This window comes from Owenweeksia hongkongensis DSM 17368, assembly GCF_000236705.1.
GTDB lineage: Bacteria > Bacteroidota > Bacteroidia > Flavobacteriales > Schleiferiaceae > Owenweeksia > Owenweeksia hongkongensis.
Genome location: NC_016599.1, coordinates 462,202 through 482,032, shown reverse-complemented (window position 1 = coordinate 482,032; position 19,831 = coordinate 462,202). Strand labels below are relative to the sequence as shown.

Annotated in this window: 18 protein-coding genes; 12 read left to right on the top strand and 6 right to left on the bottom strand. The window is 38.8% G+C overall.

The features are described from left to right. Positions 1–4 precede the first annotated feature (4 nt). The 8 genes from OWEHO_RS02270 (at position 5) to OWEHO_RS02235 (ending at position 10,274) form a co-directional block, all read left to right on the top strand. A complete protein-coding gene (locus tag OWEHO_RS02270; RefSeq protein ID WP_014200836.1) occupies positions 5–1,939 on the top strand; it encodes an adenylate/guanylate cyclase domain-containing protein in 1,935 nt (644 codons plus the stop codon). Between the two features lie 5 nt (positions 1,940–1,944). Continuing rightward, on the top strand, positions 1,945–2,325 hold the full coding sequence (locus OWEHO_RS02265) for a VOC family protein (protein WP_014200835.1): 381 nt from the start codon (positions 1,945–1,947) through the stop codon (positions 2,323–2,325). A 91-nt stretch (positions 2,326–2,416) separates the two neighbouring features. Further along, positions 2,417–2,890 (top strand): GbsR/MarR family transcriptional regulator, encoded by a 474-nt coding sequence (locus OWEHO_RS02260; RefSeq protein WP_014200834.1) that lies wholly within the window; start codon positions 2,417–2,419, stop codon positions 2,888–2,890. 73 nt (positions 2,891–2,963) lie between these two features. Continuing rightward, positions 2,964–4,307 carry a TolC family protein gene (locus OWEHO_RS02255; protein WP_014200833.1) on the top strand — a complete coding sequence of 448 codons (1,344 nt, stop codon included), beginning with the start codon at positions 2,964–2,966 and terminating at the stop codon, positions 4,305–4,307. A 45-nt stretch (positions 4,308–4,352) separates the two neighbouring features. Further along, positions 4,353–5,441 carry an efflux RND transporter periplasmic adaptor subunit gene (locus OWEHO_RS02250; RefSeq protein WP_014200832.1) on the top strand — a complete coding sequence of 363 codons (1,089 nt, stop codon included), beginning with the start codon at positions 4,353–4,355 and terminating at the stop codon, positions 5,439–5,441. Positions 5,442–5,469: 28 nt separating this feature from the next. Next, positions 5,470–8,682 carry an efflux RND transporter permease subunit gene (locus OWEHO_RS02245; protein WP_014200831.1) on the top strand — a complete coding sequence of 1,071 codons (3,213 nt, stop codon included), beginning with the start codon at positions 5,470–5,472 and terminating at the stop codon, positions 8,680–8,682. A gap of 104 nt (positions 8,683–8,786) precedes the next feature. Beyond that, a complete protein-coding gene (locus tag OWEHO_RS02240) occupies positions 8,787–9,338 on the top strand; it encodes a TetR/AcrR family transcriptional regulator (RefSeq protein WP_041627372.1) in 552 nt (183 codons plus the stop codon). Positions 9,339–9,521: 183 nt separating this feature from the next. Beyond that, positions 9,522–10,274: an SDR family NAD(P)-dependent oxidoreductase gene (locus OWEHO_RS02235; protein WP_014200829.1), complete on the top strand. Its 753-nt coding sequence runs from the start codon at positions 9,522–9,524 to the stop codon at positions 10,272–10,274. 81 nt (positions 10,275–10,355) lie between these two features. On the opposite strand, the gene OWEHO_RS02230 is transcribed toward OWEHO_RS02235, so the two are convergent. Genes OWEHO_RS02230 through OWEHO_RS17685 form a run of 6 tightly spaced genes read right to left on the bottom strand, consistent with a single transcriptional unit; the run spans position 10,356 to position 15,414 of the window. After that, the gene (locus tag OWEHO_RS02230; protein ID WP_014200828.1) at positions 10,356–11,465 is read right to left on the bottom strand and encodes an MBL fold metallo-hydrolase; all 1,110 of its coding nucleotides are present in this window, start codon (positions 11,463–11,465) and stop codon (positions 10,356–10,358) included. A 39-nt stretch (positions 11,466–11,504) separates the two neighbouring features. Further along, positions 11,505–12,542 (bottom strand): bestrophin family protein, encoded by a 1,038-nt coding sequence (locus OWEHO_RS02225; protein ID WP_014200827.1) that lies wholly within the window; start codon positions 12,540–12,542, stop codon positions 11,505–11,507. 34 nt (positions 12,543–12,576) lie between these two features. After that, entirely contained in the window at positions 12,577–13,242 is a 666-nt protein-coding gene (locus tag OWEHO_RS02220; RefSeq protein ID WP_014200826.1) for an NAD-dependent epimerase/dehydratase family protein, read from the bottom strand. Next, entirely contained in the window at positions 13,239–13,733 is a 495-nt protein-coding gene (locus OWEHO_RS02215; RefSeq protein ID WP_014200825.1) for a glutathione peroxidase, read from the bottom strand. Before OWEHO_RS02215 ends, OWEHO_RS02220 begins: the two co-directional genes overlap by 4 nt. A 45-nt stretch (positions 13,734–13,778) precedes the next feature. Beyond that, positions 13,779–14,840 (bottom strand): NAD-dependent epimerase/dehydratase family protein, encoded by a 1,062-nt coding sequence (locus tag OWEHO_RS02210; RefSeq protein ID WP_014200824.1) that lies wholly within the window; start codon positions 14,838–14,840, stop codon positions 13,779–13,781. 52 nt (positions 14,841–14,892) lie between these two features. Then, positions 14,893–15,414, bottom strand: a complete 522-nt coding sequence (locus tag OWEHO_RS17685; protein ID WP_014200823.1) for a TetR/AcrR family transcriptional regulator — start codon at positions 15,412–15,414, stop codon at positions 14,893–14,895. A 149-nt stretch (positions 15,415–15,563) separates the two neighbouring features. Here OWEHO_RS17685 and trxA point away from each other — a divergent pair, with 149 nt between their 5' ends. The 4 genes from trxA to OWEHO_RS02185 all read left to right on the top strand — a co-directional run bounded on the left by trxA (position 15,564) and on the right by OWEHO_RS02185 (position 19,822). Continuing rightward, positions 15,564–15,929: a thioredoxin gene (trxA, locus tag OWEHO_RS02200; protein ID WP_014200822.1), complete on the top strand. Its 366-nt coding sequence runs from the start codon at positions 15,564–15,566 to the stop codon at positions 15,927–15,929. A gap of 34 nt (positions 15,930–15,963) precedes the next feature. Further along, positions 15,964–16,776, top strand: coding sequence for a PhzF family phenazine biosynthesis protein (locus OWEHO_RS02195; protein WP_223252709.1), 813 nt, complete (start codon positions 15,964–15,966; stop codon positions 16,774–16,776). 358 nt (positions 16,777–17,134) lie between these two features. After that, positions 17,135–19,534, top strand: a complete 2,400-nt coding sequence (locus tag OWEHO_RS02190) for a hybrid sensor histidine kinase/response regulator (RefSeq protein WP_052301071.1) — start codon at positions 17,135–17,137, stop codon at positions 19,532–19,534. Between the two features lie 63 nt (positions 19,535–19,597). Then, a complete protein-coding gene (locus OWEHO_RS02185) occupies positions 19,598–19,822 on the top strand; it encodes a DUF3820 family protein (protein ID WP_014200819.1) in 225 nt (74 codons plus the stop codon). Positions 19,823–19,831 lie beyond the last annotated feature (9 nt).

The window sequence follows — 19,831 nt, the reverse complement described above, 5'->3', positions numbered from 1 at the left end:
AAATATGCTGAGACACGTACTGCCAATTTTACTTATCCTTTTGTTGAATTTATCAGTAAGTGCGCAAGGCAATGAAATTGACAGCCTCCGAGCCCACGTGCACACCTTGCCAGAGGACACTCTGAAGGTGAACAAGATGCTTGAACTTAGTAGTGTTTACTTTAGCTCAGCTCCAGAAAAGGCAATTATCGTTGCTGAGAATGCCAAGAAATTGGCACATAAAATAGGATATAGGAAAGGTACTGCCTATGCTTTAAAGAATGTAGGAATTGCTTATTACTACCAAGGAGAATATGTGGATGCATTATCAAGTTGGCAAAAATCATTGTCTGTATTTGACTCTATAAATGATAGAATTGGTGTAGCTAACATCCAAAGTAACATCGGAGCCATCTATTATAATGAAGGCGAGTATAACCGAGCTCTAGATTATTACCTCAAATCTCTTAAAATATCCGAAGAATTAAAGGATACACTAAGAATAGTAACTGCTCTAACCAACATTGGAGCGGTATATATTGATAAATCAGCAACTCTCGACAAGGCTCTGGAATACTTAAGCAGGGCATTGGAACTTAGTGAAAAAATTGGCGCCAGCGATGCTATTGCAAACTCTTCCCTTAATATTGGAATCGTTTACTTCACCCGAAAAAACTATGATCTTGCTTTAGAGTATTACACTCGCTCTTTGAATGCAATGCAGGGGACTGATGGTACTGTATTTACCATGATTGAAATTGGGAAAGTATACACCAAACAAGGAGAATATTCAAAAGCTTTAAAAACATTAGATGAGGCTCTAGAAACTGCTGACCTACTAAATGCAAAACCAAACAAAACCACCGCTCTAGTTGCAAAGGCGGAAGTATATTTCGATTTAAAAGATTATCGCAAGGCAATTAATCTTTATAGAGAAGCCATAATTCTCGCCAAAGAAACTAACTATCTTAAATTTTTGGAGCTCTCTTATTTAGGCTTAGGTCAAGCTTACTTCGCTTCTAATAGGTATGACAGTGCTTATAAATACCAAACCCTTATGGTTAATGTAAAGGATTCCCTTTACAACATTGAAACTCAAAAACTCCTTTCCAATCAACTCTTCAATTTCCAAATAGAAAAAAAGCAAAACGAAATAAACCTCTTAAAAAAGGATCAAGAGCTACAATCTTTAGATTTAGAAAAGCAGAAGGTTGTCCGAAATCTGGTTATTGCTGGCTTTGTATCTGTAATTATTTTTCTATTGGTTGCCATTTTGCAAAAGCGAAAAATATCAAAGGAAAAAGATAGAAGCGAAAAACTGCTTCTTAACATTCTCCCCTATGAAATAGCCGAAGAACTTAAAGAGCAGGGGAAATCTGAAGCACGTGATTTTAACCAAGTGTCTGTGTTGTTTACAGATTTTGTGGCTTTTACTGAGCTTTCCGAAAAACTAACGGCCAAAGAGCTCGTGAATGAAATCAATTATTATTTCAAGGCATTTGACAATGTAGTTTCTAAATACAAAATCGAAAAAATAAAAACCATTGGTGATGCATACATGGCGGCTGGTGGTGTGCCTGTTCCAAATCCAAACTCTGTAAAAAATGTAGTTCTCGCTGCTTTGGAAATGCAAGACATTGTAAAGGAAAAAAGACAGCAATACAGCGATACACATATTTTAAACCTGTTCAGTATGCGGATAGGAATTCATACCGGGCCGGTGGTTGCCGGAATTGTAGGTGTGAAGAAATTCCAATATGATATTTGGGGTGATACCGTAAACACCGCAGCTAGAATGGAGAGCTCCTGTGAGGTAGGAAAGGTCAACATTTCGGAGGTTACTTATGAGATCATCAAAGATGTGCCCGAACTCGAGTTTGAGCATAGAGGAAAAATTGAAGCCAAGGGAAAGGGTAAATTAGATATGTATTTTGTGCGAAAGAAAAGTATCATAAATTAAAAACTATGATTGATAACAACAGAGCCTTTAGCGGATTTTCAGTTTCTGATATTAATAAAGCCCGAGAATTTTATGGTGACAAACTGCAGCTGAAAGTAATGGATGGCGTAATGGGGTTACTTGAATTACATGTTGGTAATGGAAATCCAGTAATTATATATCCTAAAGAAAACCACCAGCCTGCAACATTCACAATTCTCAATTTTCCTGTTGAAAACATTGAAGAGGCGGTAGCCCAATTAAGTACTAGGGGTATTACTTTTGAACGCTATGACGGATTTAATCAGGATAGTAAAGGTATTTCCCGAAGTGAAAACGGCCCTTCTATTGCTTGGTTTAAGGATCCAGCCGGAAATATTCTCTCCATTATACAGCCCACGGACTAGTTCCCAAATCTAAAAACTATTGAAAGTATTTTTAGTTCTGTAATTGCAGAACTAAAAAGTATTTATATCTTTGCTCCATAATTTAACAGTAATGGAAAACGCAATTCAATTAACAGATCAACAGAAAGAGCTCATAGAGCGCCTTGGTGTGATGCATGAACACGAAGGACTTCAGCCAGCTGTTTCAAGAGTGATAGCCCTCCTGCTTGTATCACCAAAGACGGAATTGACCTTTGATCAAATAAGAGAAACATTGCAGCTAAGCAAAAGTGCTACTAGCAATGCTATAAACTTGCTCCTTACTACACAGAGGCTAGAGTACATAACAAAAACTGGTGACCGCAAACGCTACTTCAGGAGCAAAATCACTAACTGGAAAGAGGATATTAAAAGCAAGTTTTCGACCATGAATCACATTGCTGATATCTTTGACGAAATACTTAAGCAACGCCCTGGGAATACAGTTGAATTCAATAAAAACCTAGCCGATATCGTGGACTTTATCCGGTATATGAATAAGGAGTTACCTAATCTTTATAAAGCTTGGGAGCAATCGCGCTCCTAATTTTTTTACCTAATTAGTTCTTTAAAAACCGAACTAAACAATTATATCAAAACATTTGAAACCAAAAATTCACATGAGAAAAACCGTCATCAGTGCCCTAATGGCACTAATAGTCTCGATCCCATTTGCTGTGAAGGGTCAGACTGACAACAGCTTTACGCTAAAGCAGTCTTTAGACTACGCATTAAAAAACAGCATAGATATCCAAAAATCAATTTTGGATAAAAAACAAGCAGACCATTTGGTGTCTGAAGTTAGAGGAACCGGATTGCCACAGGTAAATGCCAATGGTCAATTTCAAAACTTCCCCAACCTCCCAACCCAACTCCTACCAGGTGAAATTGTAGGGCAGCCAGGAACACAAATTCCGGTGCAATTTGGTACAAAGTTCAATGCAACCGGAACCATTGAGGCGTCTCAATTACTTTATAACCAGCAATTTTTCACAGGTTTACAAGCCGCCAATGCTTCTGAGCAATTATATGAGTTGCTAAAAATCCAAACAGAAGAAGATGTAATCTACCAGGTTTCTACAGCTTATTATCAGGTGCTTGAAATACAAGCTTCTATAAATGCGCTACAGGCAAACGTAGACCGCCTGAATGAGGTAGAAAAAATAATGAAAGTGCAACAGGAAAATGACCTGATCACCAAAACGGATTATAACCGTTTGAAGGTAAACCGGATTAACATTGAGACGAACCTTCAAACTTTAAAAACCGCTGAAGAGCAATCCAAAAACTACCTGAAATTACTGATGGGAATGTCTATGGAGCAAAACATTTCGCTTATCAAAGGTGAAGACATTGAAGAAATCAATCTTTCTACACTTCAATACGAAAAGGAAATTCCCATTGAGATTCAGCTTTTGGACAAACAATATGAATTGAATGTGCTGAACAAGAAAAGCCTTCAGGCGGGCAACTACCCTTCTTTGGCAGCATTTGGTCAACAAAGTTGGAATGCACAGCGAAATGAATTTAACTTTTTTGATGACAGCCAGTCCTGGTTTCAACAAACCGTAATTGGTGTGCAACTCAATGTTCCACTTTTCAGTGGATTACAACGTCATCACCAGGTACAACAAGCCAAAATTGATATTGAAAAAACACAACTGGACTTGCTATATGCAGAGCGAGGAAAATCGATGGAATATCAAAATGCCCGTGAGCAATTGCTAAACAGCATGAAATCTGTAGAGGCACAACGCGAAAACAAAGATTTGGCTCAGGAAGTATATGATCAAACCCAAGAGTTATACGCTGAGCAAGTAGGTTCATTAACGGATTTGCTGGATGCCGAAACTTCATGGAGAGAATCCCAAATCAACTATATCCGTGAGATATTAAAATTCAAAAAAGCCGAGCTGGATTTACTTAGAGCTCAAGGTCAGCTTCGCCAATTATCAAACTCATAATCGTCTAAACTTAAATATTTCCCCGAAAGGGTAACACCACAAATAATGAAAAAAGTAATAATAGCCGTTGTAGTAATCGCTTCTATAGGATTAGTGGCCTGGAAACTATCAGACAATAAAAAACAGATGGCGGAAACCGCCAAGCTTGCCGAAAAGGTGAGTGATTACATTCCTGTAGAACTTGGAACAGTAACCAGCAAAAAGCTCGAAAGCCATGTAACTAATATTGGAACTTTTGAAGCTTACACAGACCTTACGATGCTTGCCGAGACAGAAGGTTTGGTTTTAAAGATCTATCACAAAAAAGGTGACTTTGTAAAAAAAGGTGAGCTTTTGGCAGAGGTGGAAAACGAACTTTTGCAAGCAGAAGTTACCGCCACAAAAGCTAATTACGAAAAGTTGAAAACAGACTTTAATCGTTTTACAAAATTAGCCGAAAAGGATGCTGTGACTGAGCGCCAGCTAGAGGATATAAATGTGGCCACAGCCAATGCGGAAGCGCAGTACAAAAGTGCCAAGAAACGTCTTGAGGATACTTACATCAGAGCAACGGCTACCGGAACCATAAACGAAGATTATATCCAGGAAGGTTCTAATATTTCCCGCAAAGGAAAACTGTACGACATAGTAGATGTAAGCCAGCTAAAGCTAAATGTGAAGGTTACTGGAAGCCATGTTTTAAGCATTCATGAAGGAGATGAAGTGAAGGTGACCAGTGATATTTATCCATCCAAAGCTTTTACCGCCAAGGTAACTGCTATAGCTGCTAAAGCTGACAATAGCCTTAAATATGATATTGAGCTATTGATGAAAAACAGTGATGAAAATCCTCTTAAAGCCGGGATGTTTGGCAAAGCACATTTTGAATTCACTAATGCAGGTGAAGGTTTGTATATCAGTCGTGAGGCTTTGGCAGGAAGTATAAAAGAACCGCAAGTTTTTATAGTTCAGGATGGTAAAGCAAAGCTAATTGACATCGCTATTGGCGACATATTGGACAATGAAATCCAGGTAGTAGCTGGATTAAAAGAAGGTGATGAAGTGGTAGTAAACGGCCAAATAAACCTGAAAGATGGCACCAAGGTAAAAACCTTGAATGCTAATGATGACACCAATCTTTCTGCAAGTAAATAAGGCTCGATAACCGATAAAATAACATTCAATGCAAATTGTAAAAACATCCATAAAGCGACCTACCATGGTAGTGGTGATTTTCACCATACTACTAGCCTTGGGAGCTTTTAGCTACACAAAGCTTAACTACGAACTGATACCAAAAATCACTCGTCCGGTGGTATCTGTTACTACCATTTACCCTGGTGCATCACCTTATGAGGTAGAAAATTCTGTGACCAAAAATATTGAAGACGCGGTGTCTTCGATGGAGGGAATTAAGAAGATTACATCTACCTCTATGGAAAGTGTTTCTTCTGTAGTAATTGAACTAGAGCAGTCGATGGACGTTGATGTTTCTTTACAGGAAGCACAGCGAAAAATCAACTCCATGATAAATGATTTACCCGAAGATGTAGAAACACCTTCACTTGGTAAATTTGACTTCAGCGACCTTCCTATTATGCGACTCGGTGTATCGGGAAATTTATCGCCTACTGAGCTTTATGACTTGGTTGACAATAAGATCGCCCCTGCCCTTTCAAAGCTTCCCGGTGTAGCTCAGGTAAACATTTTGGGTGGTCAGGAACGCGAAGTTCGGGTAAACGTAAACGAAGAAAAACTTAGTGGTTATAATCTAAGTATTCTTCAGGTGAGCCAAGCTATAAATAATGCAAACCTTGATTTTCCTACAGGAAAAATAAAAGACGGTGGTAAGCAAACTACCATTCGCCTTAGCGGAAAATACTCTTCGGTAGATCAAATGAAGGACTTGGTGATTGTTCGAGATCAGGACGGATCTGTAGTTCATTTATCCGATGTGGCTGATGTAGAGGACACAAAGAAAGACGCTGAGATTTATAGCCGCATTGATGGTGAAAATTCTATCGGACTAACCATCCAAAAGCAAAGTGATGCCAATGCAGTAGAGATTAGTGAATTGGCTTACAAGGAAATGGCGAGTCTTTCAGAGCTTTATGCTAAAAATGGAATTGACTTTAAAGTTGCTTCTGATAGTTCTGAGTTTACGCTAGAAGCTGCCAATGGTGTAATGCATGACCTTATGATAGCCATTGTGCTGGTAGCCCTTATCATGCTGCTGTTTTTGCACAGTTTCCGTACGGCAATTATTGTAATGGTTTCGGTACCGATGTCTATCATCGCTACGCTTACTGCCATGTATTTATTTGGCTTTTCGCTAAACCTTATGTCGCTGCTCGCACTATCCCTTGTAGTAGGTATTTTGGTTGATGATGCCATTGTGGTGATAGAAAATATATACCGTCACCTGGAAATGGGTAAATCCAAATTTCAAGCTGCTTATGATGGAGTTCGTGAAATTGGAACAACCGTAGTTTCTATTACTCTCGTAATTATCGCGGTGTTCTTGCCTATTGCCCTTACCGGTGGTACTGTGGGAGATTTGCTTCTTCAGTTTTCAGGAACTGTGGCCGTAAGTACAGCCTTGAGTTTACTGGTTGCATTTACAGTAATTCCATTGTTGGCTTCACGTTTTGCCAAAGTAGAGCACATCAAAGAAACCAGCCTTATCGGAAAAGTGGTAAACGGTTTTGAAGGAATTGTAAACTCGTTTGAAAAGGGAATGTCCAATGCCTTGGAATGGTCTTTTAACCATAAGGCTATAGTTTTGGTGAGCACGCTTGTTCTTTTCTTCTCTTCATTTGCTTTGGTAGGATTCGGTTTTATCGGTAGCGAATTTGTCGCCTCCGGTGATCGTGGTGAATTTATCATAGAGCTGGAAATGCCAAAAAAATCTACTCTGGAGAACACCAATTTTGCAACCCGTAAAATTGAGCGTTTCATCAGTCAATATCCTGAAGTAGAATCTATCAACACCACCGTTGGTCAAGGTAATGGAGCCATGTCCGCCAGCACCAGCGAGCCTTATAAAGCCCAGGTAAGTGTAAAGTTGGTAGAAAAAGATAAGAGAAACGTTAGTTCGGAAGTATTAGCTCGCGAGATAAAAATTGCCCTTGAAGAAACCATTCCTGGAGGAAAAATAAAATCTATTCCGGTAAGTATAATGGGTACCGCTGATGACGCCCCTATTCAGGTAATTCTTAGCGGATCAGAGCTTGACACTTTGCTGACTTACTCCAAAAAAGTAATGGCCGACATTGGAGCTATTGAGGGTACAGCCCAAATTGAAACTAGTGTAGATGAGGGTAATCCGGAAGTAAAAGTAGAAGTTGATCGCGATAAGATGGCCGAACTTGGATTATCTCTGGAAGTTGTTGGAGGAAGTATGCAAACCGCCTTTAGTGGAACACAAGACACCAAATTCCGCGATGGCGAAAATGAATATGACATTACTATTCAATTAGATGAATTTGATCGTGCCAGTGCCAATGATATTCGCAACCTATCTTTTATAAATAACCGTGGAGAGGTAATTAGACTTGGGCAATTTGCCAAAGTGGTTGATGGTGCCGGTCCGTCAAAATTGGAACGTTTGGATAAATCAAGTACCGTTACCGTAAAGGCTCAGGTTATTGGTCGCCCGGTGGGTACGGTTGGTACCGAAGTTGATCAAATGATGGCTGGAATGGATTTACCAGCAGGTGTATCTTACCAAATGGGAGGACAGCTGGAACAACAAGGCGAAGCTTTCGGTAGCTTGTTTTTTGCACTCTTCGCTTCACTTGCCTTGGTATACCTCATTATGGTGGCACTTTATGATAGTTATGCTTATCCTTTTGTGGTAATGTTCTCCCTTCCCCTAGCGGTGATAGGAGCACTACTTGCACTGGCTCTTACCAATAGTTCATTGAGTATTTTCTCCATACTTGGTATGATTATGCTCATCGGTCTTGTGGCCAAGAATGCGATTCTGGTAGTCGACTTTACTAATCAGCTAAAAGCTGCTGGGCTTGAAGTAAAACAAGCTTTGATGAAAGCTACGCAAACACGTATCCGTCCTATCCTTATGACCACATTGGCCATGGCCATAGGAATGTTACCAATTGCCCTGGCTGATGGCCCTGGGGCAGAGTGGAAAAACGGACTAGCTTGGGTACTTATCGGTGGACTTACCAGCTCCATGTTCCTCACTCTTATTGTAGTTCCGGTAATATATTACCTAATGGATAGAGTGTTGGCCAAGTTTGGTTGGGATAAAGAGTTGGTGATTGAATTAGATGAATCACCGATGGAGCATAATTCTGAAGTAGAGGAATCGCTCAAAGAAGCTCAACTCACCAGCCAAGAGAAAGAAGAAGAAGAACCGGAATTTGTCTGGTAATAAAATTTAGGATTTGTGAGGTTTGGTTTAGACAATCGCAGGAGCAGCGGGCCATTGGCGCAAAGCTTCTGCGTTTTAAAAGAAAAAACAAAGAGCATTTTACAATGGAAATAGCAGCTACAGCTTTAAAACTCTTTTCGAAAAATGGTATTCGTGCAGTGTCCAAACAGGATATTATAAATGCCGCTCGCGAAAAGATGAACTTGCCTATATCTAAGGATGAAATCCTTGAGCAATGCATGGCAGAAATAGAGAGTGAAATTCGAAAGATAGTACCTAAAACACATGATCCCCTTCTATCTCCTGCCGATCAGATTCTGAGGATTTACAACGACTTGTTCCATTACATGCTCAATTTTAATTTGGCATTTTTTAATGATCTAAGAAAGTATCACTCCATGCATTTTAATTACCTGATGGAGGTTTTGGAGGATTCTATTTATAACGAAGTAAAGCGCCTTTTAAAGAAAGGGAAAGCTCAGGGAAATATAATGTTTTGGATAGATGTAGATCTGGAGTGCTTTATTCACAAAACTATGCTTACCCAAATTCTATCTGAGTTTAACCTTCAAACCAATGATTACACCATTGAACAAATTTATACTCAAATTTTCACCGTTAGGTTTAAAGGAATTCAAGTAGATATTTCGGACTAGCATTACTGAATCCACCCTTCTCAATCGAGGATCTAATCAGAGTCTCTGGTTGAATTTATAGTTCAACCTGAAGAGAACATAAGGTGCACCAATATAGCTATCACCCTACTTTTTACACTTACAGAATAACCTTACATTTATAAATATTTTCACTCAGTAATAACACTATAAACATTCAAAAACATGAGTTTATTAAAAGATAAAACGGCAATTGTAACTGGTGCCGGTTCTGGTATTGGTGAAAGCATTGCACTTCTATTCGCTGAAAATGGTACACGACTTGTACTCACAGATGTTGACGAGGAGGGCGGGCAACGTGTATTGCAAGCTGTCAAAGACAAAGGTGCGGAAGCTATTTTTGTAAAAGCAGACTCAGGTAGCGCTGAAGACAATGAAAGAATAGTAGGTGAAGCTCAAAAAGCCTTTGCTGATGTACATATTGCCGTGAATAATGCGGGCATTGGAGGAGCCCAAGCTCCAGTTGGTGAATATCCAATTGAAAGTTGGGACAAAGTAATTGGTGTAAACCTTTCTGGAGTATTTTATGGAATGCGATACCAAATTCCCGCCATGCAAAAAGCAGGAGGCGGAGCCATTGTAAATATTGCTTCTATACTTGGCCAAGTAGGTTTTGAGCAAAGTTCAGCTTATGTGGCGGCAAAGCATGGGGTGGTTGGACTTACAAAGAATGCAGCTTTAGAATATTCTAGTAAAGGAATACGTGTAAACGCAATTGGCCCAGGTTTTATTAAAACACCACTTCTAGATGAAAACTTACCTCAGGAGCAATTAAATCAGCTAGCTGGACTTCATCCGATCGGCCGCTTGGGAAAACCGGAAGAGGTAGCGGAACTAGTTCTATGGCTGGCCAGCGAAAAAGCATCTTTTGTTTGTGGATCGTACTACCCTGTAGATGGTGGATACCTTTCTAGATAGTGTTGAATAATTTTTAGAACTGAAAAAGGCCGATAGTTTGATGACTATCGGCCTTTTTCAGTTTACATAATATTTTGAATTCTACTCAAAACCTTCCCACCAAAAACCGTTTTCTTCTTTTCCTTGAAACCTAATCACCTCTCCTAATTCTGGCATTGCAATATGTACTCCTTTTGCTTTCGCCTCTTCCCCAAACCTTTGCACTGGATCTCTCCAATCATGCAGTGCCAAAGTAAATGCTCCCCAATGTATGGGAATACTTGTTTTGGCTTTTACATCAATCGCAGCCTGCACACTTTCTTCAGGATACATGTGGATATGATGCCACAGTTTGTTGTATTGGCCGCACTCTAAAAATGCCCAGTCAAAGGGCCCTAACCTTTCTCCTATTTCTTTAAAATGGGTGTCATAGCCACCATCTCCACTCCAATACACTCTATGTTTAGTGCTTATAAATGTCCAACCGCCCCAAAGGCTTTCTGCTCTGTCGGTCAGTCCCCTGCCTGAAAAGTGGCGTGAAGGCACAAAAGTCATTTTTACTTCATCTAGATTAGCAGACTCCCACCAGTCAAATTCTGTAATATCCTCATCGGCAATATCCCATCTCAGCAAATGACGCTTAACTCCAAGTGGAACATAATAATGACCGACTTTTCCTTTTAGTTTCTTAAAGCTGTCATAGTCCAAATGATCGTAGTGATCGTGTGTGATCAAAACTGCATCAATTTCGGGCAATTGATCTATCACATAAAGGGTGCTGTCGGTATATCTATTGGTTCTGAACGGCCCTATAGGCGAAGCATCTGCGCCAAACATCGGGTCAATTAATATGTTTTTTCCCGCCATTTTCATCAATCCTACCGAATGCCCAAACCATATAAATTGAAAACTTGTGGTATCAGCATCCCAGGTTTTCCTATCAAATTTTATAAGTGGTAATTTTTCTTTTGGTCCTCTATTTTCTCTACCTGTAAACTGTTTTTTTAATAATCCCGGCATTTCTTTAATGCCAAGATCCATCAGCGTTTCCTTCTGATTCACAAACTTTTCACCATCCCATTGCTGAGATTTTGAAAACTGTTTTTTTTCCGCTTTTGAAATACTTCCTCCAAACTGTGGATTCATTTTGAGGTATGCAGCCACTGCAACACCACCCACAATTAAAAGGACTAAAAGTGTTTTTAAAATCATCTTAATTATTCTCACTGTATTTATATCTATAATGGTGAATTACATTAAAATTCCATTTTTGGCTTCAATGGCCGGAGGCAGATCCGTTTCTCCTAGCATTTCACGCAAGTCTATTTCAATAGTTCTACAAAGCGAATACATCGGAATATCATTGGCTGAACCTTCAAACGGGTTTTCGGAATAATCACCCACAAGCTCCATAACCAAATAAACCCAGGCTACCAGTGCAGTAAGAGGAATTGATAGAAACAAGCCCCAGGCTCCCATACCGTGAAAAAGTGGAATCATACCAAATGGTAGCAGAACGATAAAAATTCCAACAAAAATGAAGCTTATGCTCCCATATTGTCTTGGCAGAGGAAACTTCTTTATTCGCTCCAACTTACCTTGATGGATGTATAATTCATTTAGCAAGGTTTGTAGCTGTGCCAGTTTAAAGTCATCAATTAAATTTTCTTTCCGCAGTAGCTTCAAGTTTTCGGCTTGCTTATCAATAATCTGAGTGCTCATATTTTTAAACTTTTTCAAATTTTCATATTCCTCAGCATCCAAAAAAGTATGGAGCTCAGCCCTGGTTATTTCATCGGTAATTTGTCCTAAACCATACTTCTGTATTCGCATATTGGCATATTTTCCTACCATACCTTTTTGACTAACATGCTCCCACTCTGTAGGTATTAACAATTGACTACGCAAGGCATATAACCAAGCCAGGTGTCTGTAAATTAGAGTCTTTCGATATTGATTTAGCTCAGCATCAGCCACATCATTATCGGTATGCTGATCGGTAACAAAATGTTTGACATTACTAGCCCAAGCTCTACTTGTGTTTACCACGGCTCCCCATACCTTACGTGCCTCCCAAAGTCTATCATAGCTCTGATTATTTTTAAAACCTAAATAGAACGCTACAGCTGTACCCACTAAGCTTATGGGTTGAAACGGCACTTTTACCCATTCCCAGCCTGAATATTCTTGTATAAGTGCAACTCCTATTACCAATGGAATAAGCCATATGAAGTGATGTCCGGCAAAACGAATTATCCGTAATAGGTTAAAGTTTTTGGTTACTATCATAATGTGGTGTGTCGGGTTCGTTATTTAAAAATTATTACTCAGCTAACATTAAGATTTCCTTTGGCCCAATTATCTCTTTATCAAACCCTGCGATGCTTGCATTTATCATAGCTACCCCAATTTGCTGGGTGTTAACAATGGAGTTTGGTGATATTTTCTTCATCAGCTTAATGAGCCAACCTAAACTCTTAATTAGAAAGTTATAAAGCTTACTACTAGACTCTACACCTCGCATTGGAATAATGGCTCCGGGTCGAAACGCATAAGCTTGTTTGAATCCTAATTTAAAAATATCATTCTCCGTTTTACCCTTTATCCGAGCCCACATAATCCTTCCTTTTTCCGAAGAGTCTGTTCCTTGGCCAGAAACATATATGAAGGTCATTTTTGCGTTTAAACCATACAACACATTTGCCAGAGCCATGGTATAATCATAAGTCATTGTTCTGTATTGCTCCTCTTTCATTCCTGCCGAACTAACACCCATACAGGCGTAACAGGCATCATAGCCGGTAAGCTGATCTGCTATAGATTCAAACTCCGAAAAATCTTTGTGTTCTATTTGCTTCAGTTTTGGATGGGTTAAGTCCAAGGTTCTTCTTCCTATGGACAACACTTCCACAACTTTAGGGTGATCTAAACATTCCAGTAAAACACCCTTACCAACCATTCCGCTTGCCCCTGTAACTATTACTTTCATGCTGTAGCTTTTGTTGTTTTTAATAATTTCAAAATGTCTTTTTCTAGCTTTTCTGGCTTGGTGGTAGGAGCATATCTTTGGTAGGGCTTTCCATCTGGTCCAACCAAAAATTTGGTAAAATTCCATTTGATACTTCTTCCCAAAATTGACCAAAACTTACTCTTCAAATATTTGAAAACTGGGTGAGTACCAGGGCCATTCACGTCCACCTTTTCAGTAAGCTGAAAACTCACCCCGTGATTCACCTGACAGGTACTTTCCATTTCATCATTACTCAAAGGTTCTTGCCCGCCAAACTGATTACAGGGGAAACCTAATACAACCAGCCCTTGACCTTTGTATTGTTGGTGTAGTTTTTCCAAACCTTCAAACTGAGGGGTTAAACCACATTGAGTTGCTGTATTTACAATAAGTACAACCTTACCTTTGTAGTCACTCATTTTTATGGGCTTGCCGCTTGGTGTCAAAGCTTCTAAATCGTAAAAATTCATTTTGATTTTTCTTTAAAGACTTAAATATACTTGCAAACGCGACCATTACTTTTTAGAAGTTAAACCACTTTCAATTAAAAATTGAAAAGAGTCCTCCATGGTTTGTTCTAAAGGTCTGTATTTCACTCCAAGCTCTTTTTTACTCTTAGAATTATCTGCCTTCCATTCTATGTTCACATTATTTTTGATGAATCTCCTCGACAGTGCCTTATTTACTATTGGACCGATAATCATCAGTAACCATTTTGGTAGAGCAGACTTAGGAATTGGGTAACTACTTCCATACCTCTCCTGAAGGGCGAGGCCCATTTCAAGAAAATTTGTATTGTGACCAGAAATAATGTTTCGCCCATTTGCAGCTGGTGTATAGCCAGCAAGGTAATGTGCCTCTGCTAAGTCGCGAACATCTACTAAACCAATACCTACCTTAGGTGCTCCCATTTTTAAGGCACCATCGGCAAATTGCTTCAAAATGCTAATACTCTCAGAGTCTGTATTCATGCTCAATGCTGGACCAAAAACACCGCTAGGATTTATAACAACTAAGTCCCACTGATTTTGGCCATCCGCAATTTTCCAGGCCTCTTTTTCGGCCAAGGTTTTTGAATAAGAATACGGCTGATAATCCAACGAAGAACTGGTATTCCAAACTTCTTCCGTAAGAGTGCCATTAGGAGCTGACTTGCAGTCTATAGCATCAGTATATATCGCAGCGCAACTACCAGTCACCACTACCCTTTTTACCGAAGGAGTTTTACTGGCTTGATTCAATACATTCTGTGTACCTTTTAAAGCAGGGTCAATAAGCTCTTTTTGTGGATTCTTAACGTTTAAAATATAAGGTGAGGCCGTGTGATACACCAGTTCGCATCCTTCCATTGCCTCTGCATAAGAGCCTTCTTCCAATAAATCAGTTTTGAAATATTTTATCCTACCGGGGGCATTAGCAGCTAAATTATCCAGATGCTGGTACTTATCTTTTTTGTTAGGATTCCGTACAGCAGCATGGACGGTAATGCCCTCATCGAGCAATTTTTTCACCAACCAACTTGCTACATAACCATTAGCTCCGGTTACCATCACTGGCTTTGATTTATCAATTTCCATTATTTTTCTTTCGTTTTATAAGTGATTAATTACTCACTATTCTGTCAAAAATTTAGAGATTATACTTTGCCTTCAAGCATTTTAAAATCTCCATTTTATTATCTGGTTCGTGCAACAAAATAGCTGTAGCCGCTCCATCGAGTTGCATCAAGATCAATTCACTTTCTGCATCAGGGTTTTCGTAGCCAAGCTTGTCAAAAGCATTTTTTACAGCTAATTTCAAAGGTTCTACCTTTTCTCTGCTGTAATTTTGAACCTGCCATTTCATAGCATATGTGAGTCTCCAAACCCTATATTCACCAGGATCAATCATAAATGGCATCTCCAGTGCTTTACTAATCACCTCCTCCGGGTCAGTTGACAATACTATATCTGCAAAAATTGCTTTTGTCCTTTCAGCTACCGTTTCAAAAATAGCCTCAAGTAGACCTTCCTTATTTTTAAAGTGTCTAAAAATCAAACCTTCAGAAACGCCAGCTACCTTGGCTACTTTACTTGTGGAAGTTGCTGCATACCCCTGCTCAGCAAAAAGTTGCAATGCTGCTTCCAATATTTTCTCTTGCTTTTCTGTCATTTCAATAGTGAGTAATCACTTACAAAGGTAATCCTTTTCTACAACCCACCAAAAATTATGAGAAAGACCCTTAAAGAATTATGTAACCTGGATGACCTTGTTCACCAATATTGACGCCTACCTTTGTGCTTAAATATAAAACGCATCACATGCCTACAGTACAATTAACTACAGAAGAATTTAAAGCCAAAGTATTTGATTACACCAAACATAAAGACTGGACTTTTCATGGAGACAAGCCAGCCATTATCGATTTTTATGCAGACTGGTGTGGGCCGTGTAAAGCGGTAGCTCCTCTTTTTGAGCAGCTTAGTGATGAAAACGAAGAGGTGGTTATTTATAAAGTAGACACGGAAGCAGAACAAGAACTGGCCGCAGCTTTTGGTATTCAAAGCATACCCTCCATCCTATTCATTCCAATGGAAGGACAACCTATGATGCAAAAAGGAGCATTACCTAAAAACGTTCTCCAAAAGGTGATTGATGAAGAATTGAAGCCAAGCATTAAAAGCTAAGTTCAATAGTTTTACTCCCTTAATATTTTTAGTTGTGGCTTTACTCCCCTTTCAACTTTTTCAGGTTTTCGATAACCCAAAGATGGGTTTCATTGGAAATACATCTACAGTGCTGTTTCTCGATAAAGAATTAAGTGACGACACGATGCAACGTATTGCTGCCGATCAATTGCAGCCTGCAACCACATTCCTTTGGAAAACACAAAAAGATGATGAATATAATGTACGATGGTTTGCACCAGATGCAGAAATAGGCTTATGCGGTCACGGATCAATGGCTGCTATGGCTTACGTTCATAATCTCACTGGTGAGAAAGAGATTAAGCTCAATTATAAGACGGGAAGCGTTGAGGCTGAAGCAATTGATCAATTTTCTGGAGTTCTTATCATTGAACAAATCCATACTCTGCCCGAAGAGCCCGTTCCCAATGCTATTAAAAAAGGACTAGGAATTCCCATTCTTGGTTTTTACCCCACGGGGAATAAGCACATAATTTTGACGGATACGGAAAAGCGTGTTCGTGAAATGAATCCAAACTTTTCTAAACTCAGAGAAAGTGATGTATTTGGTTACGCTGTCACAGCTCCTGGAGATAAAGTTGATTTTGTGAGTCGAACATTAGTTCCTCATGTTCATCAATTAGAAGATCCTGCAACAGGCTCGTCTCATGCTGCTCTTTTTCCTTTTTGGGGAAAGAAATTGAATAAGGCAGATATGATAGCTAATCAACTTAGTAAGCGTGGAGGAACCTTTAAAGGCGAACTAATTCAAGAAAAAATTCGGCTAATCGGCAGCTTTAAAACCCTATCTGAAGGTGTAATTGACATAGATTCTTACAAAAACTAGCCATTCACTCATCTAAACTTTCGTGCTTCTTATCGAATAAAACCTGCATTTCACCAATGCTAGGGTCAATTAAAAAAAACCCCAATCATTTGAGACTCTAAATCAATATGTTGGGTTTTTAAAGTTCTTTTAAAAAACGAATATACTATCCTGAAACACAGAAGTGAAAATTCTTTAAAAATCCAACTAACACTTCATTTTCAAGCACTTCACACTAACATCCTTCTTATATAATGTAGGATTATTACTAATTTCGACTTTAATAAGTAGGGGTGGAATAAATGCTTTTACCATTAATTCAAATTTAAAAGCCCACGTACTTATTTATCCTTTTAAGGAATATCCTTAACACAACGCAATGAATAACTACTACTCCAAAATCACAATGCGTAACTGGGTGCTTTTACCCCTACTTTTGCTTACAAGCTATTTGGCTAAAGCTTCCCAAGCTGAACCTAATATCCTTGATTTATCCTCTCAAGCTCAAATAGCGGATGTTGAAGACAATGACTATTCTTTTTCTCACTTTCTTAAAATACAAGACGAATTACCCTTTCGCGCCCTTACTGGCTCTAATGAAGATCTGGGCTTTACAAATCATCACTATTGGCTAAAATTTCCTATCTCAAACCCTACTGATCGATATAAGGACTATTACTTTGAAACGGCCCGTCCACTTACTGATATTGTGGATCTTTACCTAGTTGGTAAAAATGGCAAGATTGAGAAACGAGTTTCCGGTGATCAAATTCCATTTGATGAAAGAGATTTTGCGGATCACAAAAGCATCTTTCACTTAGAGTTACCCCCAAATGCAGAACTTCAGGCCTACCTCCATTTATCTAGTGATGGTGAGGTTATCAGCATTCCATTAAAGCTTTATGATACGGAGTCATTCATACAAAATGCGAGCACAGAGCAAGTGTTTTATGGATTATTTTATGGAATGCTAATTTTTGCAAGTATCTTCTACTTGTTCTTTTTCATTAGTCTTAAAGAAAGGACCTTTATGTATTATGGACTTTATGTCCTGTTTATTGGGCTTTTGCAATTTAGCCTTGATGGCTTCCTTTTCCAGTATTTACTCCCTTCAGGAGGTTGGGTAAATAGCCGAGCAGTTATTTCTCTAGCCCTTATTGCCAATTTCTTCTTAATAAAGTATGCTGAGCACTTTCTGGAACTTAAGTCTAATCTCAAAGTTGTTTCCAAAATATTTAATGTAATAATTGCCCTCCAAGCCCTTACGCTAGTAGGCTTATCTATTTCTCCCCTAGCGCTTCAGCTCAGCTATCCTATGGCCAATGCTCTGGGATTGATTTCAATATTACTCATATTAGGTTCTGTATTTGCCCTTAGCGGCAAGAATGTTAAAGTGGATCCATTCTTTAGCTTGGGTATTACCTTTTTTGTTGCCGGTTTTGTGGTTTTTATTTTAAATAATTTTGGTATCCTACCTACCAACTTTATCACCACCAACTCAACAAAATTCGGAACCGGTTTAGAGGTGATCTTCCTCTCTATTTCAATGATCAATCGCATTAGAAATCTAAGACGAGAAAAAGAGGAAATTCAAAACACCGCTTTGCAACATCTTCAAGATATGAATGACTTGAAGTCTTACTTTATGAGTAATATGAGTCATGAATTAAGGACTCCTCTCAATGCCATAATGGGTGTTTCTGATTTTATGATTAGGGAAAGTACAGATAAGAAAGTAATTGAAAATTTTGAGGTAGTAAAGTATGCCTCGGTAGGATTACTTTCTTGTGTAAACGACATTCTAGATTTTAATAAAATTGAGAAAGGTGAACTGAAGTTAAGTCGTGAAGACTTTGCCCCTGTTGATGTGGCAAATGATATAATCAAAAGCATCGTTAGTCAGGCCAAAAATAAAGGCCTCAATTTTGAGTATAATATAGATGAAAAGGCTCCAAATATTGCAATTGGTGACTCCGAAAGGCTAACTCAAATTTTAAATAATGTACTCAACAATGCCATTAAATTCACATCTAAAGGAAGCGTCCGTTTTGACATGGATTACATTCCGCTTGATAAAGAAAACGGCCAACTAAAATTCACCATTACAGACACTGGTGTAGGGATTGATAAGGTTAAACAAAAGGCTGTATTTAGAAGCTTTACTCAGGTAGAAAGCGATGATAAGCGTAATTACGGAGGTTTGGGCCTTGGGCTTTCTCTCGTAAAAGAATTAGTTGATCTACACCAAGGAACTATCGCAATTGAAAGCGAGCCAAACCAAGGAACACAGTGCACTATCTTCCTTCCATATCAGGTAAAAGCTGCACCAAAATCATCAATAAGTCTACCTGATAGTCCATATGATTTGAAGAATGCGCGCGTGCTTGTGGTAGAAGATAACCCTATAAATCAAATGATCATCAAGAAATTACTTAGCTGTTGGAGCAATACTATTGTAGAAGTAGTGAATGATGGAAAACAAGCTTTAGAAATTCTTAAGAGCAGCAATTTTGATATTATTTTAATGGATCTTCAAATGCCCGTAATGGACGGATATGAAGCCACCACCAATATTAGAAACGGGGTAGTTGGAAATGATTTAAAAACTATCCCAATCATTGCTGTGACAGCGGACACAATGGAAAGTACAAAATCACGTGTGATGGATATTGGTATGAATGACTACTTGTCTAAGCCAATTAATCAAGATGCTTTATATCGAAAAATAACGCAACAGCTAGAACAGTCAAAACTTAGTGCCAAACTAAAAATTGCATAATAAACTGCGATGCGTGGTGCTAACGTGTGCAATTAGTTTTCTTTGCAAATAAGAAATCTAAGCATGCAGGAAAACGGCCTCAACCCCCAATTACTCAAAGATCTTGTAAAGATGCAGATGCCTTTTGGAAAATATAAAGGGCGAATTCTCTGCGATTTGCCCGTAAGTTACCTTGAATGGTTTGATGCTAAAGGCTACCCTGACGGTAAGCTAGGAATGCTCTTGCAAACTATGCATGTAATTAAAATAAATGGTCTTGAAGACCTTCTCAAACCTCTAAAGCGTTAGGTCTGCCTC